Annotated in this window: 19 protein-coding genes and 1 tRNA gene; 10 read left to right on the top strand and 10 right to left on the bottom strand. The window is 43.9% G+C overall.

Annotated elements, in window-relative coordinates; genetic code table 11:
• Positions 1-24: 24 nt before the first annotated feature.
• From OGH69_RS06690 to OGH69_RS06670, 5 genes are all read right to left on the bottom strand, one after another.
• Complete coding sequence (locus OGH69_RS06690) at positions 25-1,107, bottom strand: efflux RND transporter periplasmic adaptor subunit (RefSeq protein ID WP_265173678.1); 1,083 nt, start codon at positions 1,105-1,107, stop codon at positions 25-27.
• Between the two features lie 129 nt (positions 1,108-1,236).
• Positions 1,237-1,662 carry a hypothetical protein gene (locus OGH69_RS06685; protein WP_265173677.1) on the bottom strand — a complete coding sequence of 142 codons (426 nt, stop codon included), beginning with the start codon at positions 1,660-1,662 and terminating at the stop codon, positions 1,237-1,239.
• A 135-nt stretch (positions 1,663-1,797) separates the two neighbouring features.
• Complete coding sequence (locus OGH69_RS06680) at positions 1,798-2,505, bottom strand: tRNA1(Val) (adenine(37)-N6)-methyltransferase (protein ID WP_265173676.1); 708 nt, start codon at positions 2,503-2,505, stop codon at positions 1,798-1,800.
• A 152-nt stretch (positions 2,506-2,657) separates the two neighbouring features.
• Complete coding sequence (gene rimM, locus OGH69_RS06675) at positions 2,658-3,188, bottom strand: ribosome maturation factor RimM (protein WP_265173786.1); 531 nt, start codon at positions 3,186-3,188, stop codon at positions 2,658-2,660.
• A 13-nt stretch (positions 3,189-3,201) separates the two neighbouring features.
• Positions 3,202-3,762 (bottom strand): 30S ribosomal protein S16, encoded by a 561-nt coding sequence (locus OGH69_RS06670; protein ID WP_265173675.1) that lies wholly within the window; start codon positions 3,760-3,762, stop codon positions 3,202-3,204.
• Between the two features lie 230 nt (positions 3,763-3,992).
• Between OGH69_RS06670 and OGH69_RS06665 the strand changes: the two genes are divergently transcribed.
• From OGH69_RS06665 to trxA, 4 genes are all read left to right on the top strand, one after another.
• The gene (locus OGH69_RS06665; protein ID WP_265173674.1) at positions 3,993-4,469 is read left to right on the top strand and encodes a DUF6252 domain-containing protein; all 477 of its coding nucleotides are present in this window, start codon (positions 3,993-3,995) and stop codon (positions 4,467-4,469) included.
• Positions 4,470-4,610: 141 nt separating this feature from the next.
• Complete coding sequence (locus OGH69_RS06660) at positions 4,611-4,988, top strand: RNA recognition motif domain-containing protein (protein ID WP_265173673.1); 378 nt, start codon at positions 4,611-4,613, stop codon at positions 4,986-4,988.
• A gap of 197 nt (positions 4,989-5,185) precedes the next feature.
• Positions 5,186-9,697 carry a DNA polymerase III subunit alpha gene (dnaE, locus tag OGH69_RS06655; RefSeq protein ID WP_265173672.1) on the top strand — a complete coding sequence of 1,504 codons (4,512 nt, stop codon included), beginning with the start codon at positions 5,186-5,188 and terminating at the stop codon, positions 9,695-9,697.
• 119 nt (positions 9,698-9,816) lie between these two features.
• A complete protein-coding gene (gene trxA / locus OGH69_RS06650; RefSeq protein ID WP_265173671.1) occupies positions 9,817-10,134 on the top strand; it encodes a thioredoxin in 318 nt (105 codons plus the stop codon).
• Between the two features lie 123 nt (positions 10,135-10,257).
• Here trxA and OGH69_RS06645 read toward each other — a convergent pair whose 3' ends face one another.
• On the bottom strand, positions 10,258-10,599 hold the full coding sequence (locus OGH69_RS06645; RefSeq protein WP_265173670.1) for a winged helix-turn-helix transcriptional regulator: 342 nt from the start codon (positions 10,597-10,599) through the stop codon (positions 10,258-10,260).
• A 98-nt stretch (positions 10,600-10,697) separates the two neighbouring features.
• Here OGH69_RS06645 and OGH69_RS06640 point away from each other — a divergent pair, with 98 nt between their 5' ends.
• Positions 10,698-11,762, top strand: a complete 1,065-nt coding sequence (locus OGH69_RS06640; protein ID WP_265173669.1) for an NADH:flavin oxidoreductase — start codon at positions 10,698-10,700, stop codon at positions 11,760-11,762.
• Positions 11,763-12,010: 248 nt separating this feature from the next.
• Here OGH69_RS06640 and OGH69_RS06635 read toward each other — a convergent pair whose 3' ends face one another.
• Entirely contained in the window at positions 12,011-12,628 is a 618-nt protein-coding gene (locus OGH69_RS06635; protein ID WP_265173668.1) for a hypothetical protein, read from the bottom strand.
• Between the two features lie 463 nt (positions 12,629-13,091).
• Here OGH69_RS06635 and OGH69_RS06630 point away from each other — a divergent pair, with 463 nt between their 5' ends.
• From OGH69_RS06630 to OGH69_RS06610, 5 genes are all read left to right on the top strand, one after another.
• On the top strand, positions 13,092-14,018 hold the full coding sequence (locus OGH69_RS06630) for a DUF58 domain-containing protein (RefSeq protein ID WP_265173667.1): 927 nt from the start codon (positions 13,092-13,094) through the stop codon (positions 14,016-14,018).
• 86 nt (positions 14,019-14,104) lie between these two features.
• Positions 14,105-14,178, top strand: a tRNA-Asp gene (locus OGH69_RS06625).
• Positions 14,179-14,441: 263 nt separating this feature from the next.
• Entirely contained in the window at positions 14,442-15,482 is a 1,041-nt protein-coding gene (locus OGH69_RS06620) for a sensor histidine kinase (RefSeq protein WP_265173666.1), read from the top strand.
• Positions 15,479-16,159, top strand: coding sequence for a LytR/AlgR family response regulator transcription factor (locus tag OGH69_RS06615; RefSeq protein ID WP_265173665.1), 681 nt, complete (start codon positions 15,479-15,481; stop codon positions 16,157-16,159). Before OGH69_RS06620 ends, OGH69_RS06615 begins: the two co-directional genes overlap by 4 nt.
• A gap of 186 nt (positions 16,160-16,345) precedes the next feature.
• Complete coding sequence (locus OGH69_RS06610; RefSeq protein ID WP_265173664.1) at positions 16,346-17,728, top strand: T9SS type A sorting domain-containing protein; 1,383 nt, start codon at positions 16,346-16,348, stop codon at positions 17,726-17,728.
• Positions 17,729-17,808: 80 nt separating this feature from the next.
• Here OGH69_RS06610 and OGH69_RS06605 read toward each other — a convergent pair whose 3' ends face one another.
• The 3 genes from OGH69_RS06605 to OGH69_RS06595 form a co-directional block, all read right to left on the bottom strand.
• Positions 17,809-18,141 (bottom strand): 2Fe-2S iron-sulfur cluster-binding family protein, encoded by a 333-nt coding sequence (locus tag OGH69_RS06605; protein ID WP_372339332.1) that lies wholly within the window; start codon positions 18,139-18,141, stop codon positions 17,809-17,811.
• Positions 18,142-18,219: 78 nt separating this feature from the next.
• Positions 18,220-19,272 carry an NAD(P)/FAD-dependent oxidoreductase gene (locus tag OGH69_RS06600; protein WP_265173662.1) on the bottom strand — a complete coding sequence of 351 codons (1,053 nt, stop codon included), beginning with the start codon at positions 19,270-19,272 and terminating at the stop codon, positions 18,220-18,222.
• A 90-nt stretch (positions 19,273-19,362) separates the two neighbouring features.
• Positions 19,363-19,602, bottom strand: a complete 240-nt coding sequence (locus OGH69_RS06595) for a NifU family protein (protein ID WP_265173661.1) — start codon at positions 19,600-19,602, stop codon at positions 19,363-19,365.

Raw genomic sequence — 19,602 nt, 5'->3', positions numbered from 1 at the left:
TTTTTTTCGGATTTAAAGTGTTAGTTATTCAGCGTACAGCTCTAAATGCGAAATCACATGCTTAGGGTCTTCCAGCTTGTATTTTACCTTCTCGTTCTCTTTTACAAGGCGAAGGCCTTCCAGGAGTATCTTATCATCGGTAGACAACCCGCTTTTTACTATGAAAATGTGCGGCAGCTCGGCAGCAAGGGTTATCTCGCGCGATTTGATCTGGTTGTTCTTGTCGATAACATATACATATTTCTTCTCGAGCACTTCGAAGGTGGCTTTTTGCGGGATGAGCATTGCGCCTTTATAAGGCTGCGTCATCACGATGTTACCGGTTTCGCCATGCCTTAAAAGACTTTTCGGGTTCGGGAAAGTGGCCCTGAAGGCTATGTTGCCTGTTTCGTTGTTAAAGTCGGCCTCAATGGTTTCCACCACACCCGGATGGTCGAACATTTTATTGTTGGCCATCATCAGGTTTACATTAACCTTGTTGCCTGTATTGAGTTTTGACTGTATGTCAAGATATTCGGCTTCAGGTACGTTGTAGTATACCCACATTTTGCTGTTATCCGAGAGCTCGGTAAGCAGGTCGCCCTCATCTACAAGACTCCCCAGCCTTACATGGAAACGGTCGATGATACCGTCGAAAGGTGCGCGTATCTGGGTGAATTGCAGGTGGGCATTGCTCAATGAAAGTTCAGCTTTGGCTTTGTCCAGCTTGGCTTTTGCCATAGCAAGTTCGTTAGGAGCCACAACATTGCTTTCTGCAAGCCTTTTGGTATTCTTATATTCAATTTCGGCAAAGTTAGCCTCGGCTTTAGCCCTTTCATACTCTGCTTCATATAGCTTCGGCATGATCTGGAACAGCAGTTGGCCTTTTTTCACAGCCTGGCCTTCGTCAACATATATTTTCTCAAGGTAGCCGCGTTCCTGTGCCCTTAGTTCTATGTGCTGAATTGACTTTACCTGGGCGACATATTCTTTATTAATTATGGTATCCAAAACTACCGGCTGGGTAGCAAGGAATTCGGTGTGTTCTTCTTTGTGCTCTTTTTCTGAATGGCATGATGCGAGTGCTAAAAGGCCGCATGCAGTGAAAAGCATGATGATCTTGTTCATATCTTAAATTATACGATTGTTCTGATTTGATTTAAAGGGATGTGTATCTCATACACGCATCATCCGGAGGCGAAAGCCAATCCCGAATGAATGGAAACGGGAATGCGCGGCGGGTTGCCACGGTTTAAATCAAATCCTGATCACCCTGAACAGTATGTACTGTCTGGAAGAAAGGCTATGGAAAGGTGTATTGCAAATTTGTGGGGCAGCAGTATTTTCGTAAAAGATACCGGGCGCATTTGCATAGTACGAATTCAGGTATTGCTTATTAAGGGCGATATGGCTCCTTAACAAGTTAACCTTATCTAATGAAAGTTCTTCTTCTTCATTTTCACTTTGCGAAAACTCGATGGTTTCCTGCTGTTTTTCAAAATGAAGCGTGGCATAGTTAATAAGCGTTACATGGCGGTGCAGGCTTGCAGCGCAAAACCCCTCCTGCTTGTAAGCTGTATTTTTAAGGTTGCCAACAGCAATATCCTCATGCGCATATAGCTGGCCATATCCTCCTATGAAGATTATTGAAAGCCATAAATAACGCAAAAGGTTGTTTTTCATACGGACAAAATTAGGAAGGATTTAGGAATAAACAAATGTTTAAGTCCAAAAATGAGTGCAAAATTATGCGAAAACGTTAGAGTTCAACGATTTATTTTTTTTTCGTTGTATTTGATGCAATCAATTACTTCAAAATCACATTTTAAGGTAAAAATCCTGCGTAAGAGCGATGTAGGGCTCAGTATAAATATGGCGTGCCGTTTCTATAACCAACTCATCAAAAGCAGGATCCAACGTTTCGGTCCTTGAAAATGCTATCAGGCTACGCTTTGTTTCCGCCGTTGGCGTACCTTTTACGCGGGTAATCTTTACAGGATATAGTTCATTTTCTCTTGCAACGGCTACAAACCTTGCTTCTTCTTTATAAGGGATTATAACAGCAAGAACCCCTGCGTCTGACAATAATATTGACGCCGCTTCTGCCAAATCCTCAAATGGAAGTGACGTTTCGAAGCGTGCTTTGTCGCGGCTTTCATTGCCACTGGTATAATCTTCACTATAAAATGGCGGGTTTGACACTATAAGGTCATACTCATCTTCCGGCTCCTCCATGAACTCGTCGAGGCCGGCATGGTAGCAAAACAACCTGTCACTCCAGGGGGATTCTTCAAAGTTGTCCACACACTGCTCATAAGCCTCATCGTCGATCTCAATAGCATCAACCTGTTCGGCATGACTGCGCTGCGCGAGCATTAATGCAATCAGCCCCGTACCCGCCCCTATATCGAGAATGGAATATGGGTTATGATCCACCGGTGCCCAGGCACCCAGCAATACGCCATCAGTGCCCACTTTCATGGCGCACTTATCCTGTTGTATGGTGAATTGCTTGAAGGAAAACATTTCAGATTTCAGATTTCAGATTTTAGATTGCCACTCAGTCCCTTGAAGTTCAGAGTAAAGATAATAGATGAGAGATGAGAGACATCGTAGGTCGCGACAGTTGCCATAACGATTGGCAACCCGGAACCCAGAACTCCAAACCCGTAACCGTATTAACTATTAAGGTAAAGATCAACCAGCCCTTCGGGGGTATTGAGAACGATTTTTTTATTTTCGCGGTCTACTTTTACAATGAAGTCATCAATCATAGGGACAAGTATCTCGATGTCGCCTTTCATTATTTCGAAAAGTGCCTGGGCGGAGTTATCATTTATGCCAACAATCTTGCCGATGTTACCCAGCCTTTCGTCTTCGGCATCAAAGCCGATGATTTCGTGGAAATAGAATTTGTTTCCCTCGAGTTTTGGGAGCATGGTAACAGGCAGGTAGAGTGCACTCCCCAGGAGCCTCTCGGCAGCGGCCTCGTCTTCCACATCTTCAAAACGGATTCGAAGGAAGTCATTTTTGTGCAGGCGGGACTCCATAATAAAAAATGGAACCAGATGATTGTTGAGCTCAACAAACACTGATTCCATATTTTCGAAAAACCCGGGATCATCGGTATCCAGCCATGCCAGCACCTCCCCCTTGTAGCTAAATTTTTTGGCGATCTTGCCTAAATAGAAACAATCTTCTTTACGCATTACGCCTTTTAAATTAAGCTTCTGTGTTTTCTGTGTTTTCTTCCGCAGAAGCTTCAGCAGCAGTTTCCTCGCCTTCAGCAGCAACAGCTTCTTCCTGAGAAGCATCGGCAGCAGCATCGGCCTCAGCCTGCTTGGCAGCAGCAATACGGTCTTCATTCACTTTTTTCTCAGCTTCAAGCGCTTTTGCTTTAGCATCAGCTTTAGCGGTAGAAAGGCCAGATACTTTAGCATCTACTTTTCCTGCTTTTTCATCAAGCCACTTAGCCAGTTTCTCATCAGCCTGCTCCTGAGTAAGTGCGCCTTTGCGAACGCCTCCTTCAAGGTGGTGCTTCAATAGTACTCCTTTATAAGAAAGGATAGCTCTTGCAGTTTCCGTAGGCTGTGCACCATTCCACAGCCACTGTACAGCGCTGTCAAGGTTAAGCTCGATTGTTGCAGGGTTGGTGTTCGGATTGTAAGTTCCTAGTTTTTCAAGGAATTTACCGTCCCTTTTAGAGCGGCTGTCCGCTGCTACTACCCAGTAAAAAGGTTTTCCTTTTTTACCGTGTCTTTGTAATCTGATTTTTACAGGCATAATCTTTAGATTAAATTTTGAGGTTCCCGACCTCTGTTAATTAAGGGTGCAAAGATATAAAACTTTAGTAATCAAAAGCTATACCCGATTGATTTTTTAAAAAATAAGCAGGGGCTGATTTTAAAATATGAAAAATTATTATGATTTATTCTATTTTGATTAGGATATATTCTATAAAAAACTATTTTTGTCGTTGTAAAAATTGAGTTACCCCTTCTAACTAATTAATAATGAAAAAGATTTTATCACTCATAGTGCTGGTGGCGGTTTTAACCTCATGTGAAGAAGATGTGAAATTTAATAACCCTGCGGTACAAGGCCTTAAAGACAACGAGCTATGGAAAGCGACTGACTTTACAGCCTCGAGGGGTGGGGATAATTCCCTTACAATAACAGCCGATAACGGATTTGAGATCATTACGCTTAAAACACAAAACATTGACCCTGGAGTATATACCTTAGGCATTAACGAAAGCAATAAGGCAACCTATACATTGTCTGTAGACGGAATCGAAATGTTTTACAGTACCGGCACAAACATTGGCGATGGCGAGATAACTATCAGTGCCGACCCTACCGAAACCAATATTACAGCAGGGTATATAACCGGTTTTTTCCATTTTAACGCAGAAGATGAAGCCGGCGATGTGATAAACTTCCAGAGGGGGGTATTTTACAGGATACCGATAACATCGGTAACCCCTTAAAAGACAAAATAAATATAGTATATACCTGACGCCGATATATTAAAATTTTATTAAATTAATATATCGGCGCTTTTTATAACTAAATAAGATTATATTTGTAGGGATACAAACCAAAAAAGAAAATAAATTAATTAATTTTTTATGAACATATTCGTTGGAAGCCTTCCGTTCAGCATGGAGGAGGCAGATTTAAGAGAGTCTTTTGAGGCTTATGGTGCTGTAGATTCAGTAAAGATCATTACTGATAAATTTACAGGCAGGAGTAAAGGGTTTGGTTTCGTTGAGATGCCAAACGAAGATGAAGCCCAAAAAGCTATCGATGAGCTGAATGGTGCAACCGTATCGGGAAGGGCGATTGTTGTAAACAAATCGGAACCAAGACCGGAAGGTGAGAGAAGGAGCTTTAACAACAACCGTACCGGTGGTGGTGGTTTCAACAGGGACAACAACCGTGGTGGCGGAGGCGGATACAACCGTGGTGGAAGCGGAGGCGGATACAACCGCGGAGGCAGCTACTAGTCAGTATAAAGCATTCACAAGAAACCATCCTTCGGGGTGGTTTTTTTTGTTTGGCCTCATCCAGCCCACTCCAAAGGTGGGAGACGGGATGATCTTTTGACGTCTGTTGATAAATCTATTTTTACGTTACCTCCAAATAACGTATTTTTGGAACATCTGCCCATCGCGGGATTCTCCAACTAAAATTCTTACCGGTTATGTACCTGATTTTTGACACTGAAACTACCGGATTGCCCAAACGCTGGGATGCACCAATTACAGACACCGATAACTGGCCGCGTTGCATACAGATTGCCTGGCAGTTGCACGACGACATGGGCCGGCTTATTGAACACCAGGATTATATCATTAAGCCGGAAGGCTTCAACATACCGTACGATGCCGAGCGCATTCACGGGATATCGACCGACCTTGCCCTCGAGCAGGGACACGACCTCGCCGAAGTGCTCGAAAAATTCAATATAGCCTTATCCAAATCAAAGTTCATTGTTGGCCAGAATGTAGGGTTCGACGTGAATATCATGGGCTGCGAATTCCATCGCTTTGGTATGGAAAACAGCATGGCCGGCATGAAAGTGCTGGATACCTGTACAGAAATAACGGCTGATTTATTAAAACTCCCCGGAGGACGGGGCGGCAGGTTCAAGCTGCCTACGCTTACCGAACTCCACGAATATCTCTTCGGCGAACCTTTTGCCGAGGCCCACAATGCCACTGCCGACGTTGAGGCTACAACACGCTGTTTCCTCGAGCTACTAAAAAGGGAAACCTTCAGGCAGGAGGAACTCGATGTGCATCCCTCCTACTTTCATGAGTTCAGGGAAAAGAACCCGCAGCCGGTGCAGCTGATCGGGCTGAAGCACATCAACCTGAAAAAAGCATCTGAAGAAGTCAGGCTTAGGCTTGAAAAACTCAGAGCCGCTAACAACATTGAAGTCTCCGCACCTGCCGAACACCATAACATTGCAGATGTCGATTTTGTACACCTGCACAACCATACCCAGTTTTCGGTACTGCAAAGCACCATTTCTGTGCCCGACCTGGTTAAAGCCGCTGCCAAATATAAAATGCCTGCCGTTGCCATGACCGACCACGGCAACATGATGGGGGCATTCCACTTTGTGAGTAATGTCATGAACCACAATAAGGCTGCCGAAGCAAAAAATAAAGCAGCAATAGAGAATGGCGAAGAACCTACTGAGGTCATCATGAAGCCTATCGTGGGATGTGAGTTTTTTGTATGCGACGACCATAAAGACAAGACCCGCAAGGACAACGGCTACCAGATCGTGATGCTGGCCAAAAATAAAAAAGGGTACCACAACTTGGCCAAAATGTCATCCATTGCCTACACTTCAGGTTTTTATTATGTGCCCAGGATTGACAAACGGGTCATCGAACAATATAAGGACGACATTATTGTGCTTTCGGGCAACCTGTATGGGGAAATTCCGAACAAAGTACTGAATATCGGCGAAAACCAGGCTGAAGAAGCACTGCTTTGGTGGAAAGGCCTCTTTGGCGACGACCTATACATCGAGCTGATGCGCCACGGCCAAGAGGATGAGGACAGGGTGAACCAGTCACTGATATCTCTGGCACGAAAGCATGGTGTAAAGTTGGTAGCTACCAATAATACCTATTATGTAAATAAGGAAGACTCGCATGCGCACGATATTTTATTATGCGTGAAAGACGGCGAAAAACTGGCAACACCGGTAGGCCGCGGACGGGGATACCGTTACGGCCTGCCGAACAAAGAGTATTACTTTAAGCCAGGTGAGGAAATGAAAAACCTCTTTAAGGACCTGCCGGAAGCCATTGCCTCTATTGCTGAAATTGTAGATAAGGTAGAAGCCTACTCCTTATACAGGGATGTACTTTTGCCGAAATTCGACATTCCGGAAGAATTCCTGGTTGAAGAAGACGAAGCGGACGGTGGTAAACGGGGGGAGAATAAGTTTCTGCGCCACCTTACCTACGTGGGTGCCGCAAAACGTTATCCCGAGATTACTGATGACATACGTGAGCGCCTCGACTTCGAATTAAAGACCATCGAGAACACAGGCTATCCCGGCTACTTCCTCATAGTGCAGGATTTCATTGCCGAGGCGCGCAACCTCGGCGTATCCGTAGGCCCCGGAAGGGGATCGGCAGCGGGATCGGCCGTAGCGTACTGTTTGGGCATCACCAACATCGACCCTATTGCTTACGACCTGCTTTTTGAGCGCTTCCTTAACCCCGACCGTGTATCGATGCCCGATATTGATATCGACTTTGATGATGAGGGCCGCGGACGCGTGATGGATTACGTAATCAACAAATATGGCGCAAGCCAGGTGGCACAGATCATTACTTACGGTACGATGGCGGCAAAATCGTCCATTCGTGATACCGCAAGGGTGCTGGACCTGCCGCTGTTTGAAGCCGACAAGATAGCGAAGCTCATACCAAACATGAAGCTGGCTAAAATATTCACCATGGATGGCAATGCACTGCGCGGGGCGCTGCGTTCGGACGAATACGACCGCGTGCAGGAGCTGATTGGCATGGCCGATGCGGGCGACCTTACTTCTGAAACCATTCAGCAAGCTAAAGTGCTTGAGGGATCGCTGCGCAACACCGGCATCCACGCTTGTGGGGTAATTATTACACCGGACGACATCACCAACTTCGTGCCTGTTTCAGTAGCAAAGGATTCCGACCTGTATGTAACCCAGTTCGACAACTCGGTGGTGGAAAGCGCCGGATTGCTGAAGATGGACTTTCTCGGACTGAAAACGCTTACGCTGATAAAAGACACTGTAAAGCTGGTGAAATACCGCTTTGGCATTGAACTGGACCCCGACACCTTCCCTATTGATGATGTGAAAACGTACGAACTCTTCCAGCGCGGGGAAACAGTGGGGATTTTCCAGTACGAATCGCCAGGTATGCAAAAATACATGAAGGACCTGAAGCCTACCGTGTTTGGCGACCTTATTGCCATGAATGCGCTGTACCGCCCCGGGCCGTTGGAATACATCCCAAGCTTCGTGCGCCGTAAGAATGGCGAAGAGCCTATTGCCTACGACCTTGATGCCTGCGAGGAATACCTGAAGGAGACCTATGGGATTACGGTATACCAGGAGCAGGTGATGCTGCTGTCGCAAAAGCTGGCAGGCTTTACCAAAGGCGAGGCCGACGTACTGCGTAAGGCAATGGGTAAAAAGCAGAAGGACGTACTCGATAAAATGAAACCTAAGTTTGTGGCCCAGGCTGCCGAAAAAGGCCACGACCCTGCCACACTCGAAAAGATATGGAAAGACTGGGAAGCCTTTGCGAGTTACGCTTTCAACAAGTCGCACTCTACCTGCTATGCATGGATTGCCTACCAGACCGCTTACCTTAAGGCTCACTACCCTGCCGAATATATGGCGGCGGTACTATCGAACAACATGAACGACATCAAACAGGTATCCTTCTTTATGGAAGAAGCCAAGCGCATGGGCTTGCAGGTACTTGGCCCGGATGTGAACGAATCGTACTATAAATTTACCGTAAACGACCAAGGCGCGGTACGTTTTGGGATGGGGGCCATCAAAGGCGTGGGTTCCGGCGCGGTGGAGACCATTGTGGAAAACCGCAAGAATGGCAGGTATAAGTCGATTTTCGATATGGCCAAGCGCATCGACCTGCGTTCGGCCAACAAGAAAGCCTTTGAGAACCTCGCCCTCGCGGGAGGTTTTGACTGTTTCGAGACCACACACAGGGCTCAATATTTCCACATGGATGCAAGCGAGAACATCTCATTCCTGGAAAAGGCCATGCGATACGGATCGAAATACCAGGAAAATGAAAACTCTTCACAGGTGAGCCTTTTTGGAGAAACAAGTGAGGTACAGATACCTGAACCCGTAGTACCGCCTTGCGAGGAATGGAGCACCATGGAAAAGCTGGCAAAAGAGCGTGAGGTGGTGGGCATCTATATATCAGGCCACCCGCTGGATGATTATAAGTTTGAGATGAAGTACTTTTGCAACACAAGGCTGGATGCACTGAAGAGCCTGGAGCTGCACGTGGGAAAGAACCTCAGCTTTGGGGGCATTATATCCAACGTACAGCACAAGGTAGCCAAAAACGGCAAGGGCTGGGCATCATTTGTACTGGAAGGGTATGACGAGAACCATGAATTCCGTATTTATGGGGAGGAATACCTTAAGTTCAGGCATTTCCTGATTGGCAATAACTTTACCTATATAAGGGTGCTTGTAAAAGAAGGCTGGGTGAACCAGGAGGGCAAAAAGGGCGACCCGAGGGTGCAATTCATTGCCATACAATACCTGCAGGACGTACTGACGACTTTTGCCAAAAAGCTTATTATCCAGTTTAATGTATTGGAACTACAGGAGCAGCTCATTGAAACGCTCAACCAGATATTCAGGCAAAACTCGGGCGACAATACTGTAACTTTTGAGGTGATGGAACTGGAAAAAGTTAAGAAAAAAGTGGAAATCGCAGCTGCCGCACCTGTATTGGCAGAAGCAGGCAATGAAGAAAGCGGTGACGAATTTGACAGTCCGGAAATGAATGCTGTCATTGAGACTGATATTGAGGAAATACAGGTAGTTACAAAACTTACCATGCCCAGCCGGAAACTAAAAGTAAAAATATCCAACGAACTTTTACAGGAACTGGATAAGCTGGATCTTCAATTCAAGCTGAATTAATTTTCTTAATAAATATTATCTATGCCGCCATAGTGAAATGTAATATAATTTTAACTAAGGACGGTATATAAATCCGTAAATTTGTAAACATTAATTATAAACATTTAGCTAATTATACTATGGCACAAGCAATAACAGATGCTACTTTTGACGAAGTAGTATTGAAATCAGATAAACCGGTATTAGTAGATTTTTGGGCAGCATGGTGTGGCCCTTGCCGCATGGTAGGCCCAATCATTGATGAAATAAGCACAGAATATGAAGGTAAAGCAGTAGTTGGCAAAGTTGATGTAGATGCTAACCAGGAGTTTGCCGCAAAATATGGTGTAAGAAACATACCTACAGTACTTGTTTTCCAGAACGGCGAAGTCGTGGGAAGACAGGTAGGTGTTGCACCAAAGCAAACATATACTAATGCCATTGACGCATTACTATAATATTTATCCCTTTAAGATGGAAGCCTCAACGTAATGTTGGGGCTTTTTGTTTACAGATTATATGCCGAATTTAGAGGCTATGAAAAAGATGCCCAAAGAAGCATAAAGTTTCACAAAGCTCTTTTATTCACACCCAACCACATTCTCTTCATGGTAAATAGTATCCCATTGTGCCAGCTGGATGATTATGGGAATCAACGCCCGGCCTTTTTTGGTAAGGCTGTACTCTACCCTTGGCGGGAGTTCTTTGAATTCCTCGCGAAGGAGTACGCCATCGGCTTCGAGTTCGCGGAGGGTTGTGGTAAGCACCTTTTTCGAGATGGAGCCAACCGCAGTATAAATCTGCCCGAAACGTGCCTTACGCTCCCGCAACGCATAAATAATTATGGGCTTCCACTTGGTGCCGAGTATCGCCATGGAGCGGTGCACGGGGCAGTCGCTGTACCGGAAAACATCATTCTTCATAAAGTGGTTACGTTAAGGTTACCTGAATAAACCATCATTGGTTACAAAAGTAAACCATTATCCCGTAACTTTGTACCTTTAATTTTAAACACATTACGATGGACTTAAGCCCTTTGTTCAAACCCTTTCAATATAAAAACCTAATCCTCGATAACCGCTTTGTAATGGCCCCTATGACCCGCGCCATGACCGCCGATGGCGTGCCTGTACAGCACAATGTTGACTACTATACCCGCCGTGCCGCGGCAGGTGTTGGGCTTATCCTTACCGAAGGTACTGTGGTAAACCGCCCGGCATCTAAAAACATTAAGACCATCCCTAATTTTTACGGAAGCGATGCTCTCGCGGGCTGGGGAAATGTAGTTAAAAGCGTTCATGCGGCAGGTGGGAAGATAGCACCGCAATTATGGCATGTAGGCAATACACCCTACGGCGAATGGACACCGGATGCCCCGTTTGAAAGCCCTGACAGCATGACCATTGAAGATATACAAGCCACAATAAAAGCCTTTGCCGACGCAGCACTCGAAGCAAAAAACATGGGCTTTGATGCCTTTGAGATACACGGAGCACACGGCTACCTTATTGACCAGTTCTTTTGGGAAGGCATGAATCACCGTACTGATGACTATGGCGGAAAGACCATTAAAGAGCGCAGCCGCTTTGCGGTGGAGGTGGTAAAAGCGATGCGTGCTGCTGTAGGCCCGGACATGGTGATCATATTGCGCCTATCGCAATGGAAACAGCAGGACTATGCCGCAAAGCTGGCCCATACGCCACAGGAACTTGAGGACTGGGTAGCGCCGTTGGCAGAAGCCGGAGTGGACATTTTCCACGGGTCGCAGCGCAGGTACTGGGAGAATGAATTTGAAGGCAGCGACCTCAACTTTGCGGGATGGCTGAAAAAAGTGACAGGGCAGCCAACCATTACCGTGGGCTCTGTAGGCCTTTCTGGCGATTTCATGGAGTTTTTCGGGACGGGCGCAGGCGCAGGCACTACCGACCTGAGTGAGTTGCTGCGACGCTACGAGCGCGGCGACTTTGACCTGGTGGCAGTGGGGCGTTCATTATTACAGGATCCTGAATGGGTGCAAAAAGTGAAAGCAGGACGATTTGATGAGCTAAAGGCTTTTGAGCCGGCGAGTGCAGCGAAATTATATTAATACGTTGGGTGTAATTTTTTTACCACATAGAAACATATCTAATCTCTTTTTTATTTTATAAGTTTCTATGTGGCAATTAATTTCAGATTGAAACCTCCAGTAGACCCAACGGTTAAATTAATTAAAATCACCTCAAAATTTAGGCAAAAAAAAACAGGATAAAACATTTCGTCTTATCCTGTGCAATTTTATGATGAATACTTAATTTGTTAAAACCATTATTCACATAATATAACTTTTTCCAAAAATTATGGGTTTAATTGTACTTTGAGTTCTTCTCTATCACTTCCTCTATACAGGGTCAAATATGCTTTAGACAAATCTGAATCTTTAGGTATTATGAAATAAAACACTTTTTCAGCTTTCTCACCTTTTTTTAAAACCAGATCATTGCTTGTATCAAGACTTACAGCATTAGGATTTGCTTTATAAAATTCCGGCGTAAAAGAAGTAAACTTTTGTATTCCTTCTGATTTATCATCGGCATGAACAGATAAACTTGTATTCATTCCGGAATATGCTCCATTACACTCAAGACTCTCAAGACCGATGTTTACAGCTAATAATTGTTGTTGTTCGTTTGGTGCGCCATGCTCGAAATCTGTTTCAGAGAATTTAGCATTTGTAGTATAGCTTACAACTGTATATTTTTCCTTTGTATAACTTCCTGTTTGATATTGTTTGTCATAAGTATTCTCACTTTCATCTATAAAAGAAGTACCGGATACTGTTGTTTTTGGTTCCGGCCTTACAACAGCAGCAGTACTTTCTTTAGTTTGTTCGTCAGTCTGTTCCGTTGTTTGTTCTTTCTTACAAGATGTCAGGATCACTGCACTTGCTAAAATTAAAACTCTAAATTGTTTCATGTTTTAAAGGTTGTTGATATAATGATTAAGACCATAAAAATATAACAAAAATCCGTATTAACAAAAATTTTGTAAAATTAGGATGACATATTTTACAGGTTATTTGATCAAACAATTACTCATTTAGCTCTGTGACGTAATTAATTGAAATAAAATAATTTAATTATATAATGGTCAAAGTGTTGATATTAAGAATATGTTGATTTACAGGGCTTTTGTGCAACTTGTGTTTTCTCTTTCAACGGGCTTGTGATTAAAACAAAAGAAGACATTTCCTCATAGCCCGGGTGGTAGCGACATTCCCGACGGAGGAGGGATAAAGCCGACGAGGGTACCATGCCTCCCCAAAGAAGCGTTTCGATGGCGCTTCAAATAATTTGTCACTATCAGCGTTTCAATATAGAATTGGTAAAATTGGTGTAATTCGTGGCAAAATATCCTCAAATTCGCTACATTTGGAATTATGAAGATAGAAGGACAATTAGAAAAGATATCGAGTTTTTCACATCTGGAGCTGCTGGCCAACCAGATTGTGGAGGGTTTCATCTCGGGCATGCACAAGAGCCCGTTTCATGGTTTTTCGTCGGAGTTTGCCGAGCATAAGGTGTACAATGCAGGCGAAAGCACCAAACACATCGACTGGAAGCTGTTCGCCCGTACTGACAGGCTGTATACCAAACGATACGAGGAAGAGACCAACTTACGGTGCCATATCATTGTGGATAATTCTTCGTCCATGCATTATCCAAAGCTAAAGGACGGACAGCTGTTTTACGAGAATAAAATAGGCTTCTCTGTACTGGCGTCGGCTGTCCTGATGGACCTGCTAAAGCGCCAGAGGGATGCTGTTGGACTAAGTGTGTATTCGGACACCTACGAGTTCTACGCACCAGAGAAAGGCAGCGGAAGGCATCACAGGATGCTCCTGAACAAGCTGGAGGGAATACTTTCGGCACCGGGGCAGGCAAAAGCTACCGATACCATAACTTTCCTGCACCAAATCGCGCAGAAGATGCACAGGCGCTCGATGATCATACTGTTCACCGATATGTTCCAGCCCGGGAATGATGAAGCGCTGTTTAATGCCTTGCAACACCTGAAGCACAACAAGCATAAGGTGGTTTTATTCCACGTAGTTGATAAAAAAACGGAACTGAGCTTTGATTTTGACAACACACCTCGCAAATTTATCGACCTGGAGAGTGGTGAAGAGGTGAACCTTTTTGCCGAAAACGTAAAAACGGAGTATGAAAAACTGGTGGACGACTATTTCAAGAAGATTGCCGACACCTGCATTCAGTATAGAATTAAGTATGTTCCCGTTTCTGTAGATGAAAAATTTGAAAAAATATTGACAACCTACCTTGTTGAGAAACAAAAGTTTGGATAATCTCCCTAAAAATAATTTGAATTTTATTTGAAAAAGATTTGCAGAAGTGGAAATGAGTCGTATATTTGCACTCGCAATTAAGCGCTGGTTTGGTAGTTCAGTTGGTTAGAATACGTGCCTGTCACGCACGGGGTCGCGGGTTCGAGTCCCGTCCAGACCGCTAAAATTGGGAAGAGCCTTTCGTAAAGAAAGGCTTTTTTGCCCAATGAGGTTTTTGAAAAAACCAGAACGCAGTTGTGTTGTTTATACCGCGCGAGCGGTAGGTTTAGTAGTTAGACCAATGAAAAGCTTTCCATTAGTTTGGAGGGCTTTTTTGATTTTAGTATATACCACACACACATTCACCTCTATTATTTATCGTTTTACCGCATAAATTCGCAGGCATCGTTTTTTCTTGGTAGTTTTACCTGAACGATGATCGCCATGACAAAAAAAACACAGACCAACCTACTGCACCTATTAGGTGCGCTGCTGTTCCTGAGCATTCCTATACTCGCATCACCAGATCGTACTTCAGGACACCTTCTCCACATAATACCCTTTCGCCGGCACTTTATAAGCTACTTACTGTTGCTCGTCTTTTTTTACGCCAATTACCTTTATTTCATTCCAAAACTCTATTTTAAGCAACAGCGACTGTTTTTCTTTTTGGCGATCATTGCCTGTTATATCATAATAGCCAGCCTACCAGGTATTTTGCTTGGGTATGAGGATATGCCGCGGCATATGCCGATGCAAGCCCCTCCACTTCCGGATATGCAAAACCCCGGGATCACATTCCCCGTAATGATGTTCTTTAGAGGGGGTTCGATATTCCAATTCCTTTTGGTATTTTTCCTATCCTTCCTAATGCGCGTGAACCAGCGCCTCAACACCATCCATAGCGAAAAGCTGAAAACCGAAGTTTCATATCTCAAAGCCCAGATTAACCCACACTTCCTGTTCAACACCCTAAACAGCCTGTATGCACTTACACTTGAAAAATCGGATGCGGCTCCTGAAGCTGTATTAAAACTATCTTCAATGATGCGTTATGTAGTTACCGAAAGCAGCCGTGATACCGTACCTTTGGAACATGAATTAAGCTACATAAAAAACTATGTAAGCCTGCAGCAATTAAGGATGGTTAACAGCACGCCTTTCTCTTTCATTATTACAGGCGATCCTGCAGGCAAAAGCATTTCGCCAATGCTACTGATACCTTTTATAGAAAATGCTTTTAAACACGGACTCAACCCGGAAGAGGACAGTTTTATTTCCATAAATATCAATATCGAAGAAAACAGACTGGAAATGATCATCACAAACAACAAGGTAACAATGTCCCCGATAGAAGAAAAAAGCGAACAGGGAATAGAAAACACAAAGCAACGATTGGAATTCCTTTATCCCCAAAAACACAAATTAGTTATAGTTGACACAAACGAATCGTTCGAAGTACAATTAACCCTCAACCTGTCATGATAAAAGCGATAGCCGTAGACGATGAGCCGCTTGCCCTAAAGGTAATTGAACACTTCTGCAGGCAATCAGGCATAATTGAACTGGAGAAAACCTTCACGAATACAGCCGAAGCATTGCGTCACATAAAAAAATTTCCTGTCGACCTCCTATTCCTGGACATACAAATGCCAGGCAAAAATGGCTTAGACTTTTATCGCCAGATGGACTATGATATAATGGTAATTTTCACAACCGCATTTAGCGAATATGCTGTAGAAGGTTTTAATGTAAATGCTATAGATTACCTGTTGAAACCGTTTTCACTGAAAAGATTCCTTACCGCAACTGATAAAGCCTTCAAAGAAATGAAGGCCCGGCATACAACCGGCGAACAACAGCACATTCTCATACGTGCCGATTACAAACTGCATCGAATTGATATGGAAGACATTTTGCTCATTGAAGGCCTGGATGATTATATCCGAATCCATCTCAAAGGAAAAAGCACAATAACTACACGGTTATCAATGAAGAATATACTTGAAAAACTTCCTGAATCTGGATTTTTAAGAGTCCACAGGTCATACATTGTCCCATTAAGAAAAATTAAAACTATTTACAATAAAACCATTCAAATTGAAGATTTCGTTATCCCTATCGGAGACACGTATAAAGATGAAATAAACAAACACTTTTAACAACAGACAGACGGTTAACCGATATAATATGATGATTTACCTATAATATTTTCAATTACACAAATCATAATATAATTTTATCCTCTGATGATCAAGCATGAAATTAACGAAAAATATTTGGAATTAGTTACTGATTTTAAATATCTTGCGAGACTTTTTTAACATAATTTTTTTATTCCCTAAATAATGAAAAAAACTATTTATAGTAAAGTTGCTCTTGTGGCTGCTTTCTTATCCTTAAGCCTCTCGGTTGCAGCGCAACAGCAACCAAAAGCTTTCGGAAGACCTATTAAAGCAGCAGCAAACCCTGAGAACGGCCTCATCAGGTGTGTTTCTGCCGAATATGAAGAATATCTGCGTGAGCAAATCCCTCAACGTGCCAATACACCTGAATTCGAACAATGGATCGAAGCTAAAATTCAGCAGGAACAAATTCGCAGGCAAGCATCACCCAGCAATGAAGCTATAGTAATTACTATCCCTGTAGTTGTACACGTAATTCATGATGGCGATGCAGTAGGAGTAAGCGAAAATATAAAAGAAGGCCAGGTGCTTTCACAAATCACAGTACTTAACCAAGATTACAGGAGACAAGCCGGGACACCTGGATATAACAGCGACGCTGTTGGAGCAGATGTTGAAATAGAATTTTGTCTTGCCAAAACAGCTCCCGACGGATCTGCCACAACTGGAATCGATAGGGTAAATCTTGGAATAACTTCCTATGATGAATCTACTGTGGAGAGCTATATGAAACCCGAGACCATCTGGGATCCAACAAATTATTTTAATATCTGGGTGTGCCGCTTTGGAGGTGACCTTGATGGTGTTTTGGGCTATGCCCAATTCCCTCAGTCATCAGGGCTTCAGGGTCTTTCAGGGCCTTTTGCAGCTAACACTGACGGAGTAGTAATACATTACCAATATTTTGGCTCGCGTGCTGTTTTCCCATCAGGCACTTATGGCACACCATATGACAGGGGACGTACTGCCACTCATGAAATTGGACATTCACTGGGCTTAAGGCACATTTGGGGTGATACTGTAGGATGCAGCACAACAAATAGTGGCGGCGACTATTGCGCCGATACACCTGTAGCTTATGACGCTAACGGTTCATGCCCTACAGGACTTGACACCTGCCCTGCACAAACAGGACTTGACATGACCAACAATTACATGGACTATACTAATGACACCTGCATGAACATCTTTACCCTCAATCAAAAAACAAGGATGTTAACAGTTATGAACAACTCTCCAAGAAGAGCATCTTTAAAGAACTCTACAAGGTGCCAACCTCCTTTGGGAATAGATGATTTCAACCTGCTAAATGGCTTGAACGTGTACCCTAACCCTACGCAGGGTATACTAAATATCTCATCAGATAACGGAAACCTTCCGGATAGCTTTACAATTTATAACAGTCTTGGTCAGGTTATGGCGAACATTAAAGTGTCGAGCACATCAAACCTTAATGTGAATACTTCAACTTATGCTAACGGCCTTTACTTCATCAAATTGGACAAAGGCAACCAATCGAAAACTATCAAGTTTATCAAAAACTAATTTGATAAATCATAATAATAATAAAGCGGGACATTTAAAAAAGTCCCGCTTTTTGTTTTATTAACTGCAGCCTGCTATTTTTATTCCTCTGGAGCAAGCTCAATTTCCAGCCCCTCCAGTTCTTCGGTAACAGGTATCTGGCAACCCAAACGGCTGTTGGGCTTTACATTGAATGCTTCTGAAAGCATCGCCTCTTCATCGGGGCCCATTTCGGGCAGTTGTACGTCATTCAGAATGTAGCACTGGCAGGAAGCGCACATAGCCATACCGCCGCAAATACCAATCGTACCTTCGGGAGCCAGCTCAAAAGCACGACACACCTCCATGATGTTCATAGCCATATCGGTAGGCGCCTGAATTTCATGCACAACGCCCTCACGATCGGTTATTTTAAGGGTTATTTCTTTTTCCAAAGTTACGGGTTTGGAGTTCCGTGTTCGGGCAATCATACAGGATGGAAACTACAAATCCCGACCCTAACACTGAACTAATTATTCTATTGCTTTAACCACCTGCTTTTCGGCTTCCTTTCGTGTACCGTCAAAACCGTCTACACCGCTTACAGTAGTATATTTTAGCACATATTTTTTGCCTGGATTCAGCTTATTATAAACGCTTTGGCACATCAGTGTAGCCTCGTGGAAGCCGCACAATATAAGCTTCAGCTTGCCGGGATAGGTATTAATGTCGCCTATCGCGTATATACCTTCTATATTGGTTTGGTAGTCGAGTGCATTATTTACTTTAATGGCATTCTTTTCAATTTCAAGACCCCAATTGGCCAGGGCGCCCAACTTTGGCGTGAGTCCGAACAGTGGGATGAAGTAATCTGTCTCAACTTTAGTGTGTGCGCCATCAATTTCGATGTCCAACGCTTCTACTTTTTCTGCTCCATGTATCCCTGTTACTTCAGCAGGCGTAATAAGCTTTATCTTTCCCGCCTTTTTGAGCTCCTGGACTTTCTCAACAGAATCGAGAGCACCCCTAAATTCGTTACGCCTGTGTACCAGCGTAACTTCCGAAGCTACATCGGCCAGGAAAATACTCCAGTCCAGCGCTGAATCTCCACCGCCCGCAATCACAATGCGCTTATCACGGAAAAGTTCCGGGTCTTTTACAAAATACTCCACGCCCTTATCTTCATAAAAAGCAATGTCCTCTATCAGTGGCTTGCGTGGCTCGAAGCTGCCAAGTCCACCGGCAATGGCGATTGCTTTTGCATGGTGCTCAGTGCCCTTGTTCGTAGTCACTATAAATGTGCCATCTTCGAGCTTTTGTACGGTTTCGGCTTTTTCATTCAGAGTAAAACCCGGCTGGAATTGCTTTATCTGCTCCATCAGGTTGGTTACCAGGTCACCTGCCAATACGGAGGGAAAACCGGGAATATCGAAAATGGGTTTTTTAGGGTAAAGCTCTGTAAGCTGTCCTCCAGGCTGCGGAAGCCCGTCTATTATATGGCATTTCAGCTTGAGCAGCCCCGCTTCAAACACGGCAAAGAGCCCTGTTGGACCCGCACCGATTATTAGTATATCTGTTGTAATCATTATGCGTAATGGTAAAAAAGCTATTAGGGGCAAAGTTCCCCAAAACAGCTTTCTTAAAATATGATATTCATCAGCTTTTGCTGAATATTTTTAAGCTACGTTTACTACCGTCTCAATTTGCGGCGCGTATTTTTTGATAGTAGTTTCCACACCGGCCTTCAGGGTCATTTGATTTACGCTGCAGCCTACGCAGGCTCCCTCAAGGCGCACCTGCACGTGCTTATCATCCTCAATGCTGATAAGGGAAATATTGCCTCCGTCAGATTCAAGGAATGGGCGGATCTCATCAAGTGCCCTTTCTACACTGCTTCTAATCTCTTCTGTTGTCAT

The sequence above is a fragment of the Flavobacterium sp. MFBS3-15 genome, assembly GCF_026107645.2.
Taxonomy (GTDB): Bacteria; Bacteroidota; Bacteroidia; order Flavobacteriales; family Flavobacteriaceae; genus Flavobacterium.
The sequence above is the reverse complement of the archived record's forward strand: the minus strand, read 5'-3'. Positions and strand labels throughout refer to the sequence as shown.

What these genes read in the sequence shown, in the direction of transcription:
- OGH69_RS06685 (WP_265173677.1), bottom strand. Translation starts at nt 1,662, where the DNA reads ATGAAAAACAACCTTTTGCGTTATTTATGGCTTTCAATAATCTTCATA.
- OGH69_RS06680 (WP_265173676.1), bottom strand. Translation starts at nt 2,505, where the DNA reads ATGTTTTCCTTCAAGCAATTCACCATACAACAGGATAAGTGCGCCATG.
- OGH69_RS06640 (WP_265173669.1), top strand. Translation starts at nt 10,698, where the DNA reads ATGGACTTAAGCCCTTTGTTCAAACCCTTTCAATATAAAAACCTAATC.
- OGH69_RS06615 (WP_265173665.1), top strand. Translation starts at nt 15,479, where the DNA reads ATGATAAAAGCGATAGCCGTAGACGATGAGCCGCTTGCCCTAAAGGTA.
- dnaE (WP_265173672.1), top strand. Translation starts at nt 5,186, where the DNA reads ATGTACCTGATTTTTGACACTGAAACTACCGGATTGCCCAAACGCTGG.
- OGH69_RS06595 (WP_265173661.1), bottom strand. Translation starts at nt 19,602, where the DNA reads ATGACAACAGAAGAGATTAGAAGCAGTGTAGAAAGGGCACTTGATGAG.
- trxA (WP_265173671.1), top strand. Translation starts at nt 9,817, where the DNA reads ATGGCACAAGCAATAACAGATGCTACTTTTGACGAAGTAGTATTGAAA.
- OGH69_RS06665 (WP_265173674.1), top strand. Translation starts at nt 3,993, where the DNA reads ATGAAAAAGATTTTATCACTCATAGTGCTGGTGGCGGTTTTAACCTCA.
- OGH69_RS06670 (WP_265173675.1), bottom strand. Translation starts at nt 3,762, where the DNA reads ATGCCTGTAAAAATCAGATTACAAAGACACGGTAAAAAAGGAAAACCT.
- OGH69_RS06630 (WP_265173667.1), top strand. Translation starts at nt 13,092, where the DNA reads ATGAAGATAGAAGGACAATTAGAAAAGATATCGAGTTTTTCACATCTG.
- rimM (WP_265173786.1), bottom strand. Translation starts at nt 3,188, where the DNA reads ATGCGTAAAGAAGATTGTTTCTATTTAGGCAAGATCGCCAAAAAATTT.
- OGH69_RS06610 (WP_265173664.1), top strand. Translation starts at nt 16,346, where the DNA reads ATGAAAAAAACTATTTATAGTAAAGTTGCTCTTGTGGCTGCTTTCTTA.
- OGH69_RS06690 (WP_265173678.1), bottom strand. Translation starts at nt 1,107, where the DNA reads ATGAACAAGATCATCATGCTTTTCACTGCATGCGGCCTTTTAGCACTC.
- OGH69_RS06600 (WP_265173662.1), bottom strand. Translation starts at nt 19,272, where the DNA reads ATGATTACAACAGATATACTAATAATCGGTGCGGGTCCAACAGGGCTC.
- OGH69_RS06660 (WP_265173673.1), top strand. Translation starts at nt 4,611, where the DNA reads ATGAACATATTCGTTGGAAGCCTTCCGTTCAGCATGGAGGAGGCAGAT.
- OGH69_RS06635 (WP_265173668.1), bottom strand. Translation starts at nt 12,628, where the DNA reads ATGAAACAATTTAGAGTTTTAATTTTAGCAAGTGCAGTGATCCTGACA.
- OGH69_RS06620 (WP_265173666.1), top strand. Translation starts at nt 14,442, where the DNA reads ATGACAAAAAAAACACAGACCAACCTACTGCACCTATTAGGTGCGCTG.
- OGH69_RS06645 (WP_265173670.1), bottom strand. Translation starts at nt 10,599, where the DNA reads ATGAAGAATGATGTTTTCCGGTACAGCGACTGCCCCGTGCACCGCTCC.